General features: G+C 61.0%; 17 protein-coding genes. 13 read left to right on the top strand and 4 right to left on the bottom strand.

What is annotated here, in order from left to right; translation table 11 throughout:
• The first annotated feature begins 24 nt into the window (after positions 1-24).
• The 3 genes from relA (at position 25) to N6L25_RS08720 (ending at position 3,677) form a co-directional block, all read left to right on the top strand.
• Positions 25-2,262, top strand: a complete 2,238-nt coding sequence (gene relA / locus N6L25_RS08710; RefSeq protein ID WP_271979435.1) for a GTP diphosphokinase — start codon at positions 25-27, stop codon at positions 2,260-2,262.
• Positions 2,259-3,110 carry a nucleoside triphosphate pyrophosphohydrolase gene (gene mazG / locus N6L25_RS08715; protein ID WP_271979436.1) on the top strand — a complete coding sequence of 284 codons (852 nt, stop codon included), beginning with the start codon at positions 2,259-2,261 and terminating at the stop codon, positions 3,108-3,110. The genes relA and mazG overlap by 4 nt, the downstream gene beginning before the upstream one ends.
• A 222-nt stretch (positions 3,111-3,332) precedes the next feature.
• A complete protein-coding gene (locus tag N6L25_RS08720) occupies positions 3,333-3,677 on the top strand; it encodes a pilin assembly protein (RefSeq protein WP_271979437.1) in 345 nt (114 codons plus the stop codon).
• Between the two features lie 76 nt (positions 3,678-3,753).
• Here the strand turns inward: N6L25_RS08720 and N6L25_RS08725 are convergent, their stop codons facing one another.
• Positions 3,754-3,987, bottom strand: a complete 234-nt coding sequence (locus tag N6L25_RS08725; protein WP_271979438.1) for a hypothetical protein — start codon at positions 3,985-3,987, stop codon at positions 3,754-3,756.
• Between the two features lie 83 nt (positions 3,988-4,070).
• On the opposite strand from N6L25_RS08725, the gene ppc reads away from it, so the two are divergent.
• The 7 genes from ppc to N6L25_RS08760 all read left to right on the top strand — a co-directional run bounded on the left by ppc (position 4,071) and on the right by N6L25_RS08760 (position 11,895).
• Positions 4,071-6,713, top strand: a complete 2,643-nt coding sequence (ppc, locus tag N6L25_RS08730; RefSeq protein ID WP_271979439.1) for a phosphoenolpyruvate carboxylase — start codon at positions 4,071-4,073, stop codon at positions 6,711-6,713.
• An 84-nt stretch (positions 6,714-6,797) separates the two neighbouring features.
• Entirely contained in the window at positions 6,798-8,165 is a 1,368-nt protein-coding gene (locus N6L25_RS08735) for an HDOD domain-containing protein (protein WP_271979440.1), read from the top strand.
• Between the two features lie 249 nt (positions 8,166-8,414).
• Positions 8,415-9,068: an adenylate kinase gene (gene adk / locus N6L25_RS08740; RefSeq protein ID WP_271979441.1), complete on the top strand. Its 654-nt coding sequence runs from the start codon at positions 8,415-8,417 to the stop codon at positions 9,066-9,068.
• Positions 9,069-9,097: 29 nt separating this feature from the next.
• Entirely contained in the window at positions 9,098-9,793 is a 696-nt protein-coding gene (gene tsaB / locus N6L25_RS08745; protein ID WP_271979572.1) for a tRNA (adenosine(37)-N6)-threonylcarbamoyltransferase complex dimerization subunit type 1 TsaB, read from the top strand.
• Positions 9,794-9,823: 30 nt separating this feature from the next.
• Positions 9,824-10,621, top strand: coding sequence for an undecaprenyl-diphosphate phosphatase (locus tag N6L25_RS08750; RefSeq protein ID WP_271979442.1), 798 nt, complete (start codon positions 9,824-9,826; stop codon positions 10,619-10,621).
• Between the two features lie 120 nt (positions 10,622-10,741).
• A complete protein-coding gene (locus tag N6L25_RS08755) occupies positions 10,742-11,089 on the top strand; it encodes a UDP pyrophosphate phosphatase (RefSeq protein WP_271979443.1) in 348 nt (115 codons plus the stop codon).
• Positions 11,089-11,895 (top strand): class I SAM-dependent methyltransferase, encoded by an 807-nt coding sequence (locus N6L25_RS08760; RefSeq protein WP_271979444.1) that lies wholly within the window; start codon positions 11,089-11,091, stop codon positions 11,893-11,895. The genes N6L25_RS08755 and N6L25_RS08760 overlap by 1 nt, the downstream gene beginning before the upstream one ends.
• Before the next feature lie 23 nt (positions 11,896-11,918).
• Here N6L25_RS08760 and plsB read toward each other — a convergent pair whose 3' ends face one another.
• Positions 11,919-14,384: a glycerol-3-phosphate 1-O-acyltransferase PlsB gene (gene plsB, locus N6L25_RS08765; protein ID WP_271979445.1), complete on the bottom strand. Its 2,466-nt coding sequence runs from the start codon at positions 14,382-14,384 to the stop codon at positions 11,919-11,921.
• Positions 14,385-14,518: 134 nt separating this feature from the next.
• Between plsB and nudC the strand changes: the two genes are divergently transcribed.
• Together nudC and murI are read left to right on the top strand one after the other, a co-directional pair.
• Positions 14,519-15,319, top strand: coding sequence for an NAD(+) diphosphatase (gene nudC, locus N6L25_RS08770; RefSeq protein WP_271979446.1), 801 nt, complete (start codon positions 14,519-14,521; stop codon positions 15,317-15,319).
• Positions 15,316-16,158, top strand: a complete 843-nt coding sequence (gene murI / locus N6L25_RS08775; RefSeq protein WP_271979447.1) for a glutamate racemase — start codon at positions 15,316-15,318, stop codon at positions 16,156-16,158. Before nudC ends, murI begins: the two co-directional genes overlap by 4 nt.
• Here the strand turns inward: murI and N6L25_RS08780 are convergent.
• Both N6L25_RS08780 and N6L25_RS08785 read right to left on the bottom strand, forming a co-directional pair.
• Complete coding sequence (locus tag N6L25_RS08780) at positions 16,136-17,143, bottom strand: DUF2156 domain-containing protein (RefSeq protein ID WP_271979448.1); 1,008 nt, start codon at positions 17,141-17,143, stop codon at positions 16,136-16,138. The genes murI and N6L25_RS08780 overlap by 23 nt on opposite strands.
• Positions 17,144-17,190: 47 nt before the next feature.
• Positions 17,191-17,844 carry a class I SAM-dependent methyltransferase gene (locus tag N6L25_RS08785; protein WP_271979449.1) on the bottom strand — a complete coding sequence of 218 codons (654 nt, stop codon included), beginning with the start codon at positions 17,842-17,844 and terminating at the stop codon, positions 17,191-17,193.
• A gap of 364 nt (positions 17,845-18,208) precedes the next feature.
• Between N6L25_RS08785 and N6L25_RS08790 the strand changes: the two genes are divergently transcribed.
• Positions 18,209-19,048: a substrate-binding periplasmic protein gene (locus N6L25_RS08790; RefSeq protein WP_271979450.1), complete on the top strand. Its 840-nt coding sequence runs from the start codon at positions 18,209-18,211 to the stop codon at positions 19,046-19,048.
• The last annotated feature ends 8 nt before the right edge of the window (positions 19,049-19,056 follow it).

Genomic DNA, 19,056 nt, shown 5'->3' on the forward strand with positions numbered 1-19,056 from the left:
AAACACAGGAAAGATAGAGCCGGCATGGTCAAAGTTCGCGAAGACTACGTGGTGAATCAGGATGGCGAGCTCGACATCGAGCGATGGGTTCGTCAGATCGAATCGCAAACCCATCTGGAAGATGCGGCGCAGTTCCGTCGTGCCTGTGAAAAAGCGGCCGAAATTGATCTCCAGGCAGTCCAGGAGGACCGGCTTTGGGCACCTGGCGCCAGTAGCTTTCGCACCGGGTTGGATATGGCCCAGGTGCTGGTGGAACTGCACCTGGATCAGGCCAGTCTGGTGGCCGCCATACTGTACCGCGCGGTGCGCGAGGAACGGGCCTCGTTGGAGGAGATTCGGGCCGAGTTTGGTGACGAAGTCGCCGGTCTGATCGACGGGGTCCGGCAGATGGCCGCTATCTCAGCGATCCATCACCCGTTGAAGGGCAACGTGCTGGGACAGAGTCAGGGCCAGCTCGATAACGTGCGCAAGATGCTGGTGACCATGATTGACGACGTCCGGGTGGCGCTGATCAAGCTGGCCGAACGCACCTGTGCCATTCGCGCCGTCAAGGGTGCCGCCCCGGAGAAGCGGATGCGGGTGGCCCGGGAAGTCTTCGACATCTATGCGCCGCTGGCCCACCGGCTGGGCATCGGTCACATCAAATGGGAGCTGGAGGATCTGTCCTTCCGCTACCTGCACGGCTCCGCCTACAAAAAAATCGCCAAGTTGCTGGACGAGCGACGACTCGACCGGGACAGCTACATCGGCCGGGTCTTGCATGCCCTCAAGGGCGAGTTGGTGTCCGCCGGGATCGACGGCGAACTGTCGGGCCGGGCTAAACACATCTACAGCATCTGGCGCAAGATGCGGCGCAAGGGCATCGATTTCTCCCAGGTTTACGACGTGCGGGCGGTGCGCATCCTGGTGCCGGAGGTGCGCGACTGTTATGCCGCGCTTGGCATCGTCCACAGTCTCTGGCGCCATATCCCCAATGAGTTTGACGACTACATCGCCAACCCCAAGGAGAACGGTTACCAGTCTCTGCATACCGCCGTGGTTGGGCCGGAAGGCAAGGTGATGGAAGTTCAGATCCGTACTCACCAGATGCATGAGGAGGCGGAGCTGGGTGTGTGTGCCCATTGGCTGTACAAGGGCATGGACAATGGCAAAAAGTCCTCGGGCTACGACGCCAAGATTAACTGGCTGCGTCAGGTCATGGAGTGGCAGGAGGAGTTGGGAGACCTGTCCGGCCTGGCCGATCATCTGAAATCCGACGTTGCCTCGGACCGGGTCTATGTCTTTACCCCGGAGGGTCACGTGGTGGATCTGCCGCAGGGGGCGACCCCGGTGGATTTTGCCTACCGCGTGCATACCGAGGTGGGGCATGCCTGCCGCGGCGCCCGGGTTAACGGTCGCATTGTGCCGCTGACCTATCCGCTCAAAACCGGCGAGCAGGTGTCGATCCTGACCTCCAACAATCCGGCTCCGAGCCGGGATTGGCTCAACCCCAGCCTGGGCTATATCCAGACCTCCCGAGCGCGGGCCAAGGTGACCCACTGGTTCAAACAGCAGGATCACGATCGCAACGTGATTGACGGCCGGGCCATCCTGGAAGACGAATTCAAACGGCTGTCGATCCACGAACTCGATCTCAGTCAGCTGGCCCAGAAAGTCAATTATCACTCCGCCGAGGACATGTTCGCCGCCGTCGGCGCTGGCGACCTGCGGTCAACCCACGTCGCCAATGTCGCCCAGCAACTGCTGGAGCCCCGCAGTCAGCAGTTGGACCTGAAGCTGGTACGGGATAGCCACAAAACCTACGACACCGAATCGGATATCCAGATCCAGGGGGTGGGCAAGCTCAAGACCCAGGTCGCCAAGTGCTGCAAGCCGCTGCCAGGCGACGCCATCGGTGGTTATATCACTATTGGCCGGGGCGTGACGGTGCATCGCCAGGATTGCCTCACCTTCCTGAACCTGAGGGAATATGAACCGAACCGCATTATTGAAGTGGATTGGGGGACGCGTCCGGAGGCGGTTTATCCGGTCGATATCGAGATTGAGGCTTACGACCGATCGGGGCTGCTGCGGGACATCACCCAGGTGCTGACCTCCTCCCGCAGCAACGTGATCGCCCTGAATACGGTCTCCAATCCGGATGACAACACCGCCACCATGACGGTGACGGTGGAAATCAGCAGCCTGGAGCAACTGGCCCGCCTGCTGGCGCAGATTCGCAACCTGCCGAATATTGTCGAAGTCCGGCGGAGGCGGAGATGAGCTATACATTGGACGACCTCAAATACCTGATGGCCCGGTTGCGCAAGCCGGACACAGGGTGTCCTTGGGACCTGAAGCAGGATTTCGCCTCCATTGTGCCCCATACCCTGGAAGAGGCCTACGAGGTGGCGGATGCCATCGAACGGGAAGACTTCCCGCACCTGGAGGATGAACTGGGGGATCTGCTGTTTCAGGTGGTGTTCTACAGTCAGTTAGGGCGCGAGCAGGGGCATTTCGAGTTCGACAGCATCGTCGATAACCTGGTCCGAAAACTCGTTCGCCGTCATCCTCACGTTTTTCCTGATGGCACCTTGGCCAGCGAAGTGGACCCGGATAACCGCCCCACGGAGGCGGAGATCAAGGCCAGCTGGGAGCGGATCAAGGCCGAGGAGCGGGCACAGGCGTCGCAACGGACGGTCGCGGCAGCGGCGTCAAGCCGTCTGGACGGCATCGCACGCACCCTGCCGGCCATGGCCCGCGCCGAAAAGCTCCAGCGTCGGGCTTCCCATCATGGCTTTGACTGGCCCTCGGTTGAGCCGGTCTTCGACAAGCTCCACGAGGAAATTGACGAACTCAAGGAAGCCTTGCAGCAGGCCCAGGCCGGCACCGGTGATCCGGCCGCAGTGGCCGACGAACTGGGCGACCTGCTGTTTGTCTGCGTCAACCTCGCCCGGTTCATGAGGGTCAACCCGGAACAGGCGTTGCAGGGAACCAACCATAAATTTGAGACCCGGTTTCGCGCCATTGAAGCGAAACTGGCCGACGAAGGGCGGGATATGGATAGCGAGCCCCTGGAAGCCCTGGATCGAATCTGGCAGTCGGTCAAGGGTGTCGAGAAGCAACGCTAACCAACGGTCGTTTCGATAGGTGCCATCCGGAGCCAGATACTATCCGTAACTAGCTACAATCCGTGGCTAGGTACAATTCGTGGCTAGGTACAATCCGTGGCTAGGTACAATCCGTAACGATATAGCAGCGCCCGGAACGACAGCTTCAGCTAAACTTTTCGATAATGGCCGCGCTAATGGCGGCGGCCAGTCAGGGCATGAAAAGGCGGGAGTTACGGTACTATGAAGATAAAGGATCTGGTCAATTATTGGGATAAGCACGCACGGGGCAGGCTAACTCGCGACGCTTATTTTATGGCGCTGTCAGATCAGCATCACCAGCGGTTGGAAAAGTTGGCCGCCGTGTATCCGATGAAAACACCGCAGGACCTGTTGCGGGACCTGATTTCGGCTTCTCTCGATGAGCTGGAAACCAGTTTTCCCTATGTGCAGGGCACTAAGGTGGTGGCGTTTGATGAAGATGGATTTGAAATCTATGAGGACGAGGGGCTGACGCCCCGGTTCGTCAGCCTGAGCCAGAAGCACATCCAGACGCTGAAGGCCCGTCAGCTCGAATCCGTCGCTTGAGTTCCGCTCGGTAACTCACCAGTCAGTGCTGCGCAGGGTGTGGCGGTCACCACACCCTGCCATCTCGACTTCCGCTTTACTTATCCTTCCCCGCGAGCTTGTCCTTCAGCGGGCTTTGGCGCACCAGATCGTCCAGGGCGGCGGACACCATGTCATTGAGAATGTCGGCTTCCGACCGGTGCGGGTAGAGATCCGCCAGGGCGGCGATGCGGGCGGCGTCCTCCAGCGGCAGCCGCAGATTGTAGTCGTGGCTCCGCTCGACCGGATCTTGCTTTGTTTCCCAGTACTTGGGCAAATCGGTTACTTTCATGAATACTCCTTGCGGCCACTTGCGTTAATCGTTATTAGTATCGGTACAACCGTTGGTCTTCGTCAATTCAAAAGGAAGCCGTTGTGACAGAGCTACATCCCGATTTGCGAGAGAACGTCCGTATGCTGGGGGAGTTGCTGGGGGAAGCGATCCGTCAGAACCCCGGTCAGGAAGTCTACGAACTCATTGAGGAGATCCGCACCGCGGCAAAGGCCGATCGGCGCCAGGAAAGTGGCTCCGGTCAGCGACTGCTGCAGCTGCTTGGCGATCTCAAGGACGACGAGCTGCTGCCCGTCACCCGTGCTTTCAACCAGTTTCTCAATCTGGCCAACCTGGCCGAACAGTATCATGGTATCCGGCGCCGCAAGGGTCACCATACCGATCTGATGGTGGAGTCGCTGGGCGAGGTGTTCGACCGCCTGATTGCCGATGGCATAGCCCCGGAGGAGTTGCATCGCCGGGTTGCTGAGCTGCGCATCGAATTCGTGCTCACCGCGCACCCGACGGAAGTGGCCCGCCGCACTCTGATCCTGAAATACGACGAAATGTCGGAGTGTCTGGCCCGGCTGGATCACGAAGACCTGATGCCCTCCGAGCGCGAAGAAGTCATCCAGCGACTGCGTCAACTGGTGGCGGAAGCCTGGAACACCGATGAGATTCGCCATCACCGGCCCACGGCGGTGGATGAGGCCAAATGGGGCTTTGCGGTCATTGAAAACAGTCTCTGGCAGGCGTTGCCCCGGTTTCTGCGGAGCCTGGACCAAGCCCTGATGGCGTCCACCGGGCAAGGGCTACCGCTGAGCTCGGCGCCCATTCGCATCGCGTCCTGGATGGGGGGGGACCGGGACGGTAACCCCAACGTCACCCACGAGGTGACGCAACAGGTGTTCCTGCTGGGGCGCTGGATGGCCGCCGACCTGTATCTGCGAGACATCAACGCCTTGCGGGCAGAGCTGTCCATGGGCCAGGCCAGCGATGAACTGCGAGCGGTCACCCAGGACAGCCGGGAGCCCTATCGTCAGGTGCTTGGGCAGCTGCGGGATCGCCTGGTCAGGACCCGGGACTGGGCGGAGGCGCAGGTCAACGGCGAGCCTGGGGCGGCCGCCGGCATTCTGTTCGAGAACAAGGATCTGACCGCACCGCTGGAGCTGTGCTATCGCTCCCTGGTGGCCTGCGGCCTCGATACCATTGCCAACGGACCGTTACTGGATACGCTGCGTCGGGCCCATACCCTGGGGCTGCCGCTGGTACGGCTGGACATCCGTCAGGAAGCCAGTCGTCATGCTGAGGCGGTGGCGGAGATGGTGGATTACCTGGGCCTGGGCGATTACCTGTCCTGGCCGGAAGAACGGCGTCAGGCTTTCCTGGTCGAGGAGTTGAGGGGCCGGCGACCGCTGATTCCCCGCAACTGGCAAGCCAGCGACGCGGTGCAGGAGGTGCTGGATACCTGCGCCACTGTGGCGGCGCAGCCAGAGGAGGCTCTGGGCTCCTACGTCATTTCCATGGCCAGCAAGCCGTCGGACGTGCTCCATGTCATCCTGCTGCTGCGGGAGGCGGGGATGAAATACCCCATGCGCGTGGTGCCGCTGTTCGAGACGCTGGACGATCTTCGTGGGGCGCCAGCGGCCATGTCGGCGCTGTTTGAGATCGACTGGTACCGGAACTACTGCCAGGGGCGACAGGAAGTGATGATCGGCTACTCGGATTCGTCCAAGGATGCGGGCCAGATGATGGCCGCCTGGGCCCAGTATCAGGCCCAGGAAAAGCTGACGGAAGTGGCGCGCCGGTTCCAGCTGCAGCTGACCCTGTTTCATGGCCGCGGGGGCACCGTCGGCCGAGGCGGCGGGCCCGCCAACCGGGCCATTCTGTCCCAGCCACCGGGATCGGTGAACGGCAGTTTCAGGATCACCGAGCAGGGCGAGATGATTCGCTTCAAGTTTGGCTTGCCGCGCCTGGCGGAACAGAGCCTGACCCTCTACACCACTGCGGTGGTGGAGGCCACCCTGGCGCCGCCGCCGGCACCGGAGCCGGCCTGGCGCGACACCATGGATTGGCTGACGGCGCGTTCATTGAAGGCGTACCGCGAGGTGGTTCGGGAAGACCCGGATTTTGTCCCGTACTTTCGCCAGGCCACGCCGGAACAGGCCCTGGGCAAGCTGGCGTTGGGCAGTCGTCCGGCTCGACGCAAGGCCAGCGGCGGTGTAGAGAGCTTGCGGGCCATTCCGTGGATCTTCGCCTGGACCCAGATGCGGCTGATGTTGCCCAGCTGGCTGGGCAGTGATGTGGCGCTGACGGAAGCCGCCGCCAGTGGCCGCTTGGATCTGCTGCGGGAGATGATGGAGCGCTGGCCGTTCTTCCGCACCTACATCGATATGCTGGAGATGGTGCTGGCCAAGGCGGACTTGCGCATCGCAAGCTATTACGAACAGACCCTGGTGGAGGCGCCATTGCAGGGTCTGGGGGCCAACCTGCGGGATCGGTTATCGGCCTGCATTACCCAGGTCAAGGCCCTCAAAGAGCAGGACGAACTGCTCGCCAGCGATCCGGTGTTTGCCCATTCCATGCGGGTGCGCAGCCCCTACACCGATCCGTTGCATTACATGCAGGCGGAACTGCTGCGCCGGGACCGGGACAGTGAGGGTGATAACGATATCCCGGAAAGCGTCAGCCAGGCCCTCAAGGTGACCATGGCGGGCATCGCCGCCGGCATGCGCAATACGGGCTAGTGGGCCTGCAGGCGCGAACAGCAAGCACTGATACGAACCGCAAGCACTGATACGAGCAACTAGCACCGAAAATAGGAGAACGCCGTGGCTCTGGCCCCGCGACTGGAACATTTCCTCAACCGCAAGGGAATCGCCTTTACTGAAGTGGCCATCGACCCGGTGGCGAATTTTGATGCGGCGGTCATGGTTGCGGGTGAGGATCAGGAGTGCATCCTGAGGGCCTCACTGCTGATTGACCTGGACGGAACGGTGATGGTGGTTCACCCGTTTAGCAGTGTCCTGGATCTGGCGGCGGTGCAGCAGTTAACCGGGCGGCGATTACAGCCCCTGACGGCACGTCAGGCAGATCGTCTGTTCAGTGACTGTGCCCCTGGTTTTCATCCCGCCATTGGTGGCGCCTATGAGGTGCCCGTGTTGCTGGATGACGACGCCGCCGATTTGCCCCGGGCGGTGCTGTCGGCGGGCACCGACAGCAGTCTGCTGGTGTTGGACGGTCGCAACCTGCGGCTGGCCCTGGCAGGGTCGCGGCGCGGTCCGTGCGTAATCAAGGGGCGGACCGCAACGGAGCGCAGCGCGTTGTCGTTGGAAGAGGTCGCCCAGAAACTGCAGCAGCTCTACCGCTTGCCCCCGATGCCGGCATTGGCGCTGCGTATTCTGCGCCTCACCGGCAATCCGGAGGCCACCGCGCGGGAGTTGGCGGAGCTGATTGAGCTTGATCCCAGTCTGACCGCCCAGATCATGCGATACGCTCGTTCGGCGTTGTTCAATTACCCCGGTCAGATCCAGTCGGTCCAGGAGGCGGTCACCCGGGTGCTGGGCTTCGAACGGGTCGCCCATGTTGCCCTGGGCATCGCATCGGTGCAGGCGTTCGAGGTGCCACGGGGTGGCGCGCTGGGCATGGATAAATTCTGGCACCATTCGTTGTGCAACGCTTTCCTGTGTCAGAAGATGGCGCCGGCCTGTGGCGTGGACAAGGGCTTGGCGTACCTGTGCGGGTTGCTGCACAACTTTGGCCTGCTGTTGATTGGCCACCTGTTCCCCGCCGAATTCGAGGAACTCGGCAGCCTCCGGGAAGCCAACCCCGAAGTCAGTATGGGCTCGCTTGAACGGCAGGTATTTGGTGGCGGCAACCAGGATCTCCTGGCGGTTGGTCACGGTGCGATTGGCGGCATACTTCACCGGCTCTGGCAGTTGCCCGATGCGGTCGTCAAGGCGGCCGGCGTTCACCAGCAGCCGGAATACCATGGTGAGCACGAGGTCTTTGTGCTGATGGTTCAGCTCGCCAATGGGTTGCTGAAAGAACAGGGGATTGGCGATGAGTTCAATGCGGACGACCTGGAAGCCCTGGCGGACAGGCTCGGTTTCTCGGAGCCGGATCTGCAAGCTCTTCGCGGCGACATTGAGCAGGTGGCGTCAGAAATGACCGAGCTCGCTCGCTCCCTCACTGCTTGAGCCGGCCGTGCGTTCCTGGGCCCCAGACCCAGGCATCCGATGTCGATCGGGCTCCCGCCAAAGGGTGCCGGGTGGCGCCCCGGCACACGGGCCCTCCGGTTATGCTACCGAGGTCCACTTTCTCTTGACGGGCTGACTTCGTATAATGCCCGCTTCGTTTCGCGGACTCCTTACCGAGAGGCTGTCGCAAAGCTGTGGGGTTTTGCAACATCTTTTCTACGATAATCACGAAAATGGGAGCACAACGTTATGCGAGTGATCATGTTAGGCGCGCCAGGCGCCGGTAAGGGCACCCAGGCCCAGTATATTACCGAGCGTTTCGACATTCCCCAGATTTCCACCGGTGACATGCTGCGCGCAGCCGTCAAGGCGGAGAGCGAACTGGGCCTGCAGGTCAAGGAAATCATGGCGACTGGTGGCCTGGTCTCCGATGACGTCATCATTGGCCTGATCAAGGAGCGCATCCAGCAGGCGGATTGTGTCAACGGCTTCCTGCTCGACGGTTTTCCTCGCACCATTCCCCAGGCTGAGGCACTGAAGGATCAGGGCATTGCCATCGACTATGTGGTGGAAATCGCCGTGGACGACGAAGAAATCGTCGGTCGTCTGTCCGGTCGTCGCGTTCACGAAGCCAGCGGTCGTACCTATCACGTCAAGTTCGACCCCCCCAAGCTTGAAGGCAAAGACGACGAAACCGGTGAGCCCCTGGTGCAGCGGGAAGACGACAAGGAAGCCACCATTCGCAAGCGTCTTGAAATCTACCATAACCAGACCGCGCCGCTGGTGGGCTACTACCAGGATTGGGCCGCTCAGGACGCCGCCGCTGCCCCCAAATACCTGCGGGTTGAAGGTGTCGGCTCCCTGGATGAGATCCGTGATCGCATCCTGGGCCAGCTGAAGTAAGCGGGCCACAGCAAGTGTCGGATAGCACGCTGAAGCTGCTGGCGCTGGATACCTCCTCCGAGGGGTGTTCGGCGGCCCTGTGGGTAGACGGTCAGCTCTCTGACCGGTTCGAGCTGGCTCCCCGGGGGCATACCCGGTTGCTGATGCCGATGATCCGGCAACTGCTGGCGGACCGGCAGTTGCAGCCCACCGACCTCGACTCCCTGGCGTTCGCTTGTGGCCCGGGCTCCTTTACCGGTTTACGCATCGCCACCGGAGTGGTGCAGGGGTTGGCCTATGGTCTCGACGTTCCGGTGGTTCCGGTCTCTTCGCTGGCTGCGGTAGCCCTCGAGGCCATTGCCGCGGGCGGGGTTGATGCCGACAGTGGCGTGGCCGTGGCGTTCGACGCCCGCATGGGCGAAGTGTATTGGGGTTGTTTCGAAAACCGCGACGGTTTGCCGGTCGCGGTGACAGAGGAGCGAGTGTGCGCCCCAGAGTTGGTGACCCTGCCTGACCGCCCCTCCACCTGGCACGGTGTCGGGTCTGGATTCGGCTATCGAGAGCAGATGCCAGGGGAAGTGACCGGGCGGCTCCAGTCGGTCGATGACAGCCTGCTGCCCAGAGCCCGTTATGTCGCGACCCTGGCGGCATCGGCCCTGGTGCAGGGGGGCGGCGTAGCGGCCGCCCAGGCTCAACCGGTCTATCTGCGCAATACCGTGGCCTGGAAAAAACTGCCAGGTCGCTAATCCTTTTACCTGCCTTTGGAAAACTTTGCCATGGATCTGTGGCACATCATCGTTTTGTCGATCATTCAGGGACTCACTGAGTTCCTGCCCATCAGCAGCTCGGCTCATCTGATCCTTCCTTCGCAATTGCTGGGCTGGCCGGACCAGGGGCTGGCTTTCGACGTTGCCGTGCATGTCGGAACGCTGGCGGCGGTGGTCTGGTATTTCCGTCGTGATGTGTTGCGGCTGGCATCGGCCTGGGCGGTGGATACCAGCAGGGGGCGGGTGGCTGAGGACAGCGGATTGGCCTGGGCGATTATTGTCGGCACCATTCCCGCGGGTCTGGCTGGCGTGTTGTTGGATGACCTGATTGAAGCCCATCTCCGCTCCGGTTTGGTGATTGCTGCCTCCACCATCGGCTTCGGTCTGGTGCTATGGTGGTCCGACGCGGTGGGCCGTCGGCGCCGGGAGCTACCCGCCCTGAGGCTCAAGGATGCCGTCATTATTGGTCTCGCCCAGGCGCTGGCGTTGATTCCGGGCACCTCCCGTTCCGGTATTACCATGACAGCGGCGCTGTTCCTGGGGTTTCAGCGGGAGGCCGCCGCCCGATTTTCCTTCCTGCTGTCGATCCCACTGATCACCGCCGCGGGCGCGCTCAAAACCGTGGAGCTGATCGGCCAGGGCGCGGGGGCCGATTGGGTGTCGATTGGCTTGGGCGCGTTGTTGTCGTTTATCAGCGCCGTGGCCTGCATTCATTTGTTCCTGAAGTTTCTCGAGCGCATCGGGCTGATGCCGTATGTGATCTACCGCTTGTTGCTGGGCGCCATTCTGCTGGTGGTGCTGTGGTGAACGGTAGCTTTTGGTAAAGAAATGCACCCTGGGGTTTGTTTTCCTGCCGCCACCTTCCATACTTGGAGTCTCGGCCAAACCCCAGATTGAACGACCCAGGCGATAAGCGGATCGACCCCGATGATCAGCAGTCTCAATTCCAACGCCAGTCTCCCGCTGCAAAGTGGCAATGCATCGGCCCGTGACCGCGCCGATGTCGCCCGTAATCCGGCAGCCAGTCCCGAACGATCGGGGGCCGAGGTCCGCCAGGATCTGGCGGCACCCCGTGCTGCGCCGCAAGCGGAAACCGGAGAGCTGGCTCAGCGCCGGGTGGATGCCCGGCGGGCGGCGGAAGATGTCCGCCTGGAACCATTCCGTGCCGATGAGCTGCCGCTGGTCGCCAGTCAGGCCCTGTCCACCTTTGCCGCCGTTGCTGCCCAACAGGGCGAGCGGGAGACGGAGCTGGCCGGCATTTCCATCCGAGTCTGATGACTACAGCCAATCCCCAACAACTCGCGGTTGCCTGCAGCCCCTTGGGGGATAGTCGGGCGGCCCATCTGCTGGCCGACACTCTCCAGTTACCCTATCTCGGTGTGGTGCAACCTCGTCAGGTGAAGGACTATCAAATGCTGATGTTCTTCGATGATCGCGGCCTGGCTCTGCAGGTGACCGGCAAGGGGGCGCCGGGACCGGTGCGGGTAGATTTCACCGCCGGCAAAGCGGGGTATCGGCGGGAACACGGCGGCGGCACCGGCCAGTTGATCGCCAGGGCGGTCGGCCTGCAGAAAACCCGTAATCCGCTGCATATACTGGATGCCACCGCCGGTCTGGGGCAGGACGCGTTTGTACTGGCCGGCTTGGGCTGCCGGATGACGCTGTTCGAGCGTTCACCGCTGATCCACGCGCTGCTGGCGGACGGTTTGGCACGCGCTCAACTCAATGAGGCGACGGCGCCCATCGTGGCGCGAATGGCCTTGATGGCCGGTAGCAGCATTGAGTGGCTACAGGAACGTGGGGTGGACGCGGCCGATGTGATTTACCTCGACCCGATGTTTCCACACCGGGATAAGTCGGCCCTGGTGAAGAAGGAAATGCAGCTGTTCCGGCCCATCGTAGGGGACGACGACGATGCGCCGGTGTTGCTGGCAACCGCCCTTGAGGCGGCGACCTATCGGGTGGTGGTCAAGCGCCCCCGCAAGGCACCCGCTATCGCCGGGATTGCGCCGGCAACCAAAGTGGAAGGGAAGAGCAGCCGCTACGACATCTATCCCATCAAGGCATTACCCAGGGACTGAAGTCGCAGCGACGTCGGCAACCGTCAGGCGCCTAGCATGGTCACTTGCTGGATGGCTTGGCGTTTCTCCACATTCAATACCAGGCGGGCATCCTCTGCCACCTCATCCAGCCCCTCGCTGTAACACAGCAGACCGTTGTCATCGGTGGTCAATACCTCGTTCTTCTGCAGATTGGCGATGAAACTGCGGAACAGGGTCTTGTCGAAGAATTCGGGGGCGTTCAACCCGAACAGTATGGACATCCGCTCCGCCAGCATGGTGCTCTGTTCTTCCAGTTCGGCGGCGCTGATCTTGCCGGAGCCGTACTTGCGCAGTATGGCGATGGCGATGTGATAACGCTCCAGGGTCTGGATGATAAAGCGGGACAGGGAACGCAGGCGTAACATGGCCTCAGTGCCTTCCTCCGGCCGGCAGATACGGTCGCCCTCAGTGCGCAGCAGCCCCTGTTCCAGCATCACATCGATCCAGCGACCAATGACCACTTCGGCTTCGTCCACCGGATAGCGCAGGAACAGTTCTGACTGGAGGTAGGGATAGACAATGCCGCACAACGACACGGCCTTCTCCCGCCGCAGCGAGCTGTTGTTCTCGAACAGGCAGGCAATCAGCGAGGGCAGCGCGAACAGATGCTGGATGTTATTGCGGTAGTAAGTCATCAGGATGGCATTGCTGCCTTCCAGGCCGATGATGTCGCCCAGTTTCTGCGGTTGCCGGGAAACCAGGCCCATGCCTTCGCAATAGGCCAGCCAGTCCTTGGCGCTACCCTCCGGCAGGGTGACGGTGTCGGCGTAAGGATAGGCCTTGAGCAGAGTGGCAAACTGGTCCATCAGCCGGATCAGTTGCCGCTGGTCCATCGCCAGCCGTTCCGTGCTGAGCAGAACGGTGGCGGTGATGCCAATCGGGTTAACCGCGACGGCTGCATTGATGCGGGTGGCGACCAGGGTAGACAGCTGTTCAATGGTGTCGTTCAGCCAGGGTGGCCGGAAATCGCTGTCGTAAGCTTCCTGGCGCCAGCTGCGGTGGTTTTCATCCAGAACGCCGGACAGGTGAATGGCGTTACCGAAGTTGACCGCCACCCGGCCGAAGGAGTTACTCAGCTTGCGGGCGGTCTTGGCCAGGCCAAAGATGCTCTCTTTCTGCTTCTTCTTGCCGCGCAGTTCGCCCAAATAGGAGCGGCCTTCCATCACCTTCTCGTAGCCGATGTAAACGGGCACGAACACGATGGGCTTGCGGTGGTCCCGCAGGTAACTGCGCAGCGTCATGGCCAGCATGCCAGGGCGCGGTGGCAGCATGCGCCCGGTCCGGCTGCGTCCACCCTCGACAAAGTACTCCACCGAGTAGCCGCGGGAGAACATGACGTGCATGTATTCATTGAACACGGTAGCGTAGAGCGGATTGTCACGGAAGCTGCGACGCATGAAAAACGCGCCACCGCGGCGCAGAATCGGGCCGACAATGGGCATATTAAGATTGATGCCCGCGGCAATGTGAGGCGGCATCAGGCCATTGGTGTACAGCACATAGGACAGCAGCAGATAATCGATGTGGGAGCGGTGGCAGGGCACGTACACCACGGCGTTGTCCTGGGCCACTTCTTTCACCACCTCGATGTTGTTGATGGCGATGCCGTTATAGATGCGGTTCCACAGCCAGCCCAGCACCACTTCGAGGAACCGGATGGTGGTCAGTGACATGCTGGCGGCAATTTCGTCGGCGTATTTACGGGCTTTGGCCTTGACCTTCTCGGGTGGGATGTCGTCCTTGCGGGCGGTTTCGCGGATGGCATCCTTGACCGCCTGAGTTCGAACCAGTCCCTCAACCAGCGTGCGACGGTGAGAGAGATCCGGCCCCAGCACTGCCTGACGGACCCGGCGGAAATGGGTTCGCAGAATGCGGGCGAGCTTGCGGGTCGCCCTGGGCTCGTTGTCCTGATATTCCGCGACCACCTGCTGCAAGGACAGCGGCTTATTGAATTGCACGTAGGTATTGCGACCGTGCACCAGGATGATCAGCAACTTCTGCAGTCGGCCGGCCACGGACCAGGTATCGGACAGCAGCAACTTGACCAGGGACTTCTCCTTGTCCGGCGAGCGGCCCCAGAACAGGGACACCGGCACGATCTGGATATCCTGATCCGGGTTCTGGATGCCGTACTTTACCAGGGTGTGCAGCTGCGCCGTGAGGATCGGCGCCTGGCGGCGGCGAAACAGCCCGCCCAGACGCTTATAAAGGAAGAAGAACGACTGCGTCGGCGCCTGTTCCGCCGGCACGGGAATCTCTGCCCGAGGCAGGCCTGCCCGGCGGACCTCCTGCTCCAGCACCAATCGGCCGGAAAGCGAGCTGTACTGGAGCACGTAGCAAACCGGTTTTTCCGGATCCAACGCCAGTTCTTCCCGAGTGGCGCCGCTGGCAACGCTCCTGACCCAAAGAAACAATATCTTGCGGAAAATGGTTAGGATCAGTCCCAAAAGTTTCGGGAAGAGTTGCATACGTGGTCGCTCCGGTTCTCTAAACAGTCGCTAAGTTTACTTGCTTCAACGGCTTGCGGAAAGCGGCCTGCCGCCTTCTGGCCGGATGGGCGGTATGGTACATTTCAATTCATTGTGAACGAGAGGATAAGTCCATGAGTCAGTGGCTGCCCGGCTGGACAACCACCCCCCCAAGCCCGAACGATGGCATCCTGGCGCTGATTGGGGAGTCGGTGCTGCGTCGGGAAGATGAGTGGCTCATTCCCTGGTCTGAAGCGCAAGCGGCCCTCACGCCCGGATCAGAGCCGATCTATGTCGGTCGCTGGAACCGTCGCGCGGTGTACGTGGCTGAGCTGGCGTCTCTGACGCCGGCGGCCGAACCGGTGCCACTGAGGGACGCCCTGCTGTTCGAGGCGGCGGTGCCGGCGGAGCTGCTCAGTACTGCTTTTCAGGTCCTGCAATGGTGGCGCGACCACCGGTTCTGTGGCCGCTGTGGTCAGGAAACCGGTCCCCACCCCCGGGAACGAGCGCGTTGGTGTGATCGCTGTGAAATCCCGTGGTATCCCAGGCTGGCCCCTTGCGTGATCGTGGTGATCCGCCGTGGCGACCGCATGCTTCTGGCTCGATCGTCCCGGGTCAAACGCCATTTCTACAGCCTGATTGCCGGTTTTGTCGAGCCCGGGGAGACAGTGGAGGCTGCTGTGCAGCGGGAGGTCCGGGAAGAAACCGGGCTGGAGGTAACCGCGATTCGTTACCAGACCTCACAGCCCTGGCCATTTCCTCACCAGTTGATGCTGGGCTTCTTTGCCGACTACGCAGGTGGGGAACTGCGGTTGCAGGAAGACGAGCTGGCCGATGCCGGCTGGTATCGGCCGGGTGAGTTGCCGCCGGTGCCGCCAAAGACCACCATCGCAGGCCGCTTGATTCGGGCGATGGAAGAGGAGCTAGACGCTTGAACCCTCCCCGTATACTAGTCTTCGATTCTGGCGTCGGGGGATTGAGCGTTGCCCAGTGTATCCACCGGGCGCTGCCCTCGGCCCGGCTGGTCTATCTCGCCGACAACGCCTGCTTTCCTTACGGAGACCAACCGGAAGAACTGGTGACGGCTCGATGCCTGCAGCTGATCGAGGCAAGCCTGAAGGTCTATCCATCACAGCTGATTGTGGTGGCGTGTAATACCGCCAGCACGGTGGTCTTACCCGACCTGCGGGCGAGCACCCATCTGCCCGTGGTGGGCGTGGTGCCAGCGATCAAGCCGGCGGCAGCGGTATCGGAAAACCGACGAATCGGTCTGCTGGCGACTCCGGCGACCATTCGACGGGCCTATCTGGACCGGCTGGTGGACGAATTCGCCGCCGATTGTCAGTTGCACCGGGTAGGGCACCCCGCCTTGGTGCGCTGGATCGAGGACTGGGTGGCGGGCAGGGCGTTACCCGAAGCTGAGTTGGCGGAAGTGTTGGCGCCGTTTCGTGAAGCCCAGGTGGATACGGTGGTGTTGGGTTGCACCCATTACCCGCTGATTGGCCAGCAGTTGCAAGGCTCGCTACCGGAAGTGCGCCATTGGGTGGACTCCGGAGAGGCCATCGCCCGTCGCACAGCGGATTTGCTTGATCGGGCGGGGTATCTGCCTGGCGATAATCATGGCAAGACTCCCGCGCTCGATGCCATGCTGTTCAGCGGCAAGGTGCCCCCTGGCATCGAGACGTTTCTGCCACGGCTGGGCCTGGCGACGGGCTGTTTCCGCGGCGATTGGCCCTCTGAAACGGTTTTGCCTACAGCAATCGGGTCAATTTGAACATGGCAAGAAACTCCAGCGCCGGGATCGCCCGCCGGTGGCAACAATAGGTCTTGCAGGTGTCTCCCCGGAAGCGGGACTTGGTGAATTCCAGGCCCTTGAAGTTGTAAAGGAAGTTGCCATGATCGTAGAGCCCATGGAGCAGGCGCTTTAACAGCTGGCTTTCCTGGTGTTCGGTATCACCATCCAGTGCGAGCGGAATCAATCCAAGGTCCAGATAGGGCACCCCCTCTGCCTTGAATACCTCCATGGCATGGGCCATCAGGGTGTAAAAGATGCCTTGGCGGAAGTTGGCGTTGGCCCGTGAAATATTGGGAACGTAGCTGATGATCCGGTTATTCCGGTAAATCGGGTCAAAATAGATGAACCCCACCGCCTTACCATCCTGATAGGCGTAAAAATGCCGCTCATTCTCCCGGTAATCCATCTGCATCGGACGGATCAGGAAGCGAATTTCATTGTTCTTGCACTTGCGGGTTCTAATCCAGGCTTCTGAGATTTCCCGGGTATGGTCGTCGCTGAAACGTTCCTTGACGGTGATGCCGTTCTTTTCGGCCTGGTTCAGGGCGGTGCGCAAGATCTGTTTTTTCTTACCGCTGAGCGACCAGGTCTCCAGCGGGATGCGGGATTCGCTGCCAAATTGGGTGCCGTAAAGGCCAAAGCGCCGATGCAGCACCTCCACCACCGGTTTTGACACCTGAATATAGCAGGCGTTGGGGTGGCGTAGGTGAAAGCGCTCAAGCAGGCGTTCAAAGTCTGCGGGGGCTGCCACCGGATCCGAGAGCACAAAGGTCATGCCCCATTTGCGCATGTAGCCGATGTAACCGACGCCGGGCAGGTCAAAGTACTCCATCCCCGGCTGCAAGGTGGAGAACGACTGCGAATGCCCCCCGAATTTTTTCAGGTAGGCCACGCGTTCGGAAAAACTGAGCGAACCTCCGGCCAGTGCATCCGTGCGGTTGAGAGAGAGAATCTGGTCTGCCATGTCACCATCCCCGATGAACGGTTGTGATTGGGAGATTACGGGGCCGGTTATGCCTGCTTCTGGCCAAGGATCGACCAGTAGCAATTCATGTTCAGCAACTTAAAGTGTTTTTGTCGGGTGATCTTCAGGCCGAGCCGCTGCATGTGATCGGGGTAGTTGTAAATCTTGTGGAAGGCGTTGTTGGCAAGCAGCCAGAAAATGAACACCGCCAGGTACCAGTACCCTTTTTTGAAGAGTCGGGCGATCGGGTTGCCGCTGGGGTAGCTGAAATCGCCCACCACAACCTGGGCATCGGGTTTGCCCAGTTGAATCAAGTGCGCCAGTACGCGCACCATCATGTCTTCGTCGAACACGTTGAGAAAGAAGTTGGCAATCACCATGTCGTATTGCCCGAACTCGTCCACGTTCATGATGTCGCTGTGAATACGGCGGATATTCAGGTGAGGCGCTTCGGTTTCCTGGGCCTGGGCGAACTTGCGCAGCATGGTTTCCGACAGGTCGACCACGGTCACCTCGGCGCCCAGCTCTGCGGCGCGCAAGGCGTCCCGGCCATGGCCGACGCCGGCGAACAGGATGCGGGCACCCGGGGTGATGGTTTCCAGGTCGAGCATGGCGGTCTTGCAGCGGTGAATGCTCCGGCCGCTGTACAGGTTGCTCAGAAAATCGTAAACCGGGCCAATGTACTTATATTTATCGCGCATGATGGTTACCCCTGGCTGATCCGCTCGTCCCGCCACCCTGTTGTGATTGTTTGGTTTGGCCGATTGGGCAATTTGGCCTGATGGCAGGGTATGGTTGGAGCTTAGAGAAGCGGGGGGGCAAAATATGTGCAGTAGGCCGCATTTCAAGATACATACCGTAACGTTCGGCAATGCTTTGCAAACTGGATCAATTTTTTAAATCCTAGTGTCGGACAATCCGTTTATCGGCTGATCGAAAAGGTGTGAGCCAGCGCAACTTTTTGCATCAGGACTTGGGTGGGGAAGCGGTTGCGAAGAGGTAATTCAGGGGCATGGCTCTATACTAGAGGCATTGCACTGTTTCGCCAGGGAGGAACCGTTGCGCGTGGGATGTGGTGTAGGTAAGGCGGATCGGGGGGGCTTTTGGGGGTGGTTGCTCATCCTCGCGCTTATCCCTGTGGCGCTTCAGGCCGACGATGGTGAGACCGGTTCAATCAACTATCTGGTGGTGGACAGCCGGGTTGGGCCGTTTCAGCTGATCCGTGAGGGCGCCAGCGACGGCGGCATTATTTCCGATATCGTGGATGAGCTGTTCCACGGAATCGGCATGCCGGTACGCCACCACGTCTTGCCGGTAAATCGCTTGCTCTATGGTGTCGCCCAGGGCCAGTTCAAGCACTGGGTCGCTTATGATGCGCCGGTGTGGGACTCCTTCCCCGGCCGGGGCGAATACGCCCGCCAGCCACTGTTCCAGACCCGCCACATCATGTTGACCTGTAATGACGAAGTCGCCAGCCCGGTTCGCTCCATGGCAGACCTGGAGGGGCTGTCGATCGCCACGTTACGGGGCTTTCAATACCTGGGGCTTGATCAGGCTGCGGAACAGGGCCGGATTCGGCCGGTGCCGGTTGATGACTTCGAGTCGGGGCTGGCTCTGGTCAGCCTGCAGCGGGTGGACGGATTCGTGGAAATGGCGTCCAGGCTGCGGTTCTACCTCAGCGGCTTCGGCGGCGACACCTCCTGTATGCGCGAGGTCGACGTCAGCGCCATCATCCCCAATTACTCGGTGTATTTGAGCATGGATCGACAGTTGCCGGCAGAGACCAGGCGGCGGATCAATCAGCAATTGGACACCATGGCCAGAACCGGGCGGCTGTCCCAAATCTGGCGCCGCTACGTACCCGATGAGTTACCGCAGGAGATCAATGCCAAGGCGGGACACTGATTCGGGAT

The sequence above is a fragment of the Marinobacter sp. SS21 genome (genome assembly GCF_028369065.1).
Taxonomy (GTDB): Bacteria; Pseudomonadota; Gammaproteobacteria; order Pseudomonadales; family Oleiphilaceae; genus Marinobacter.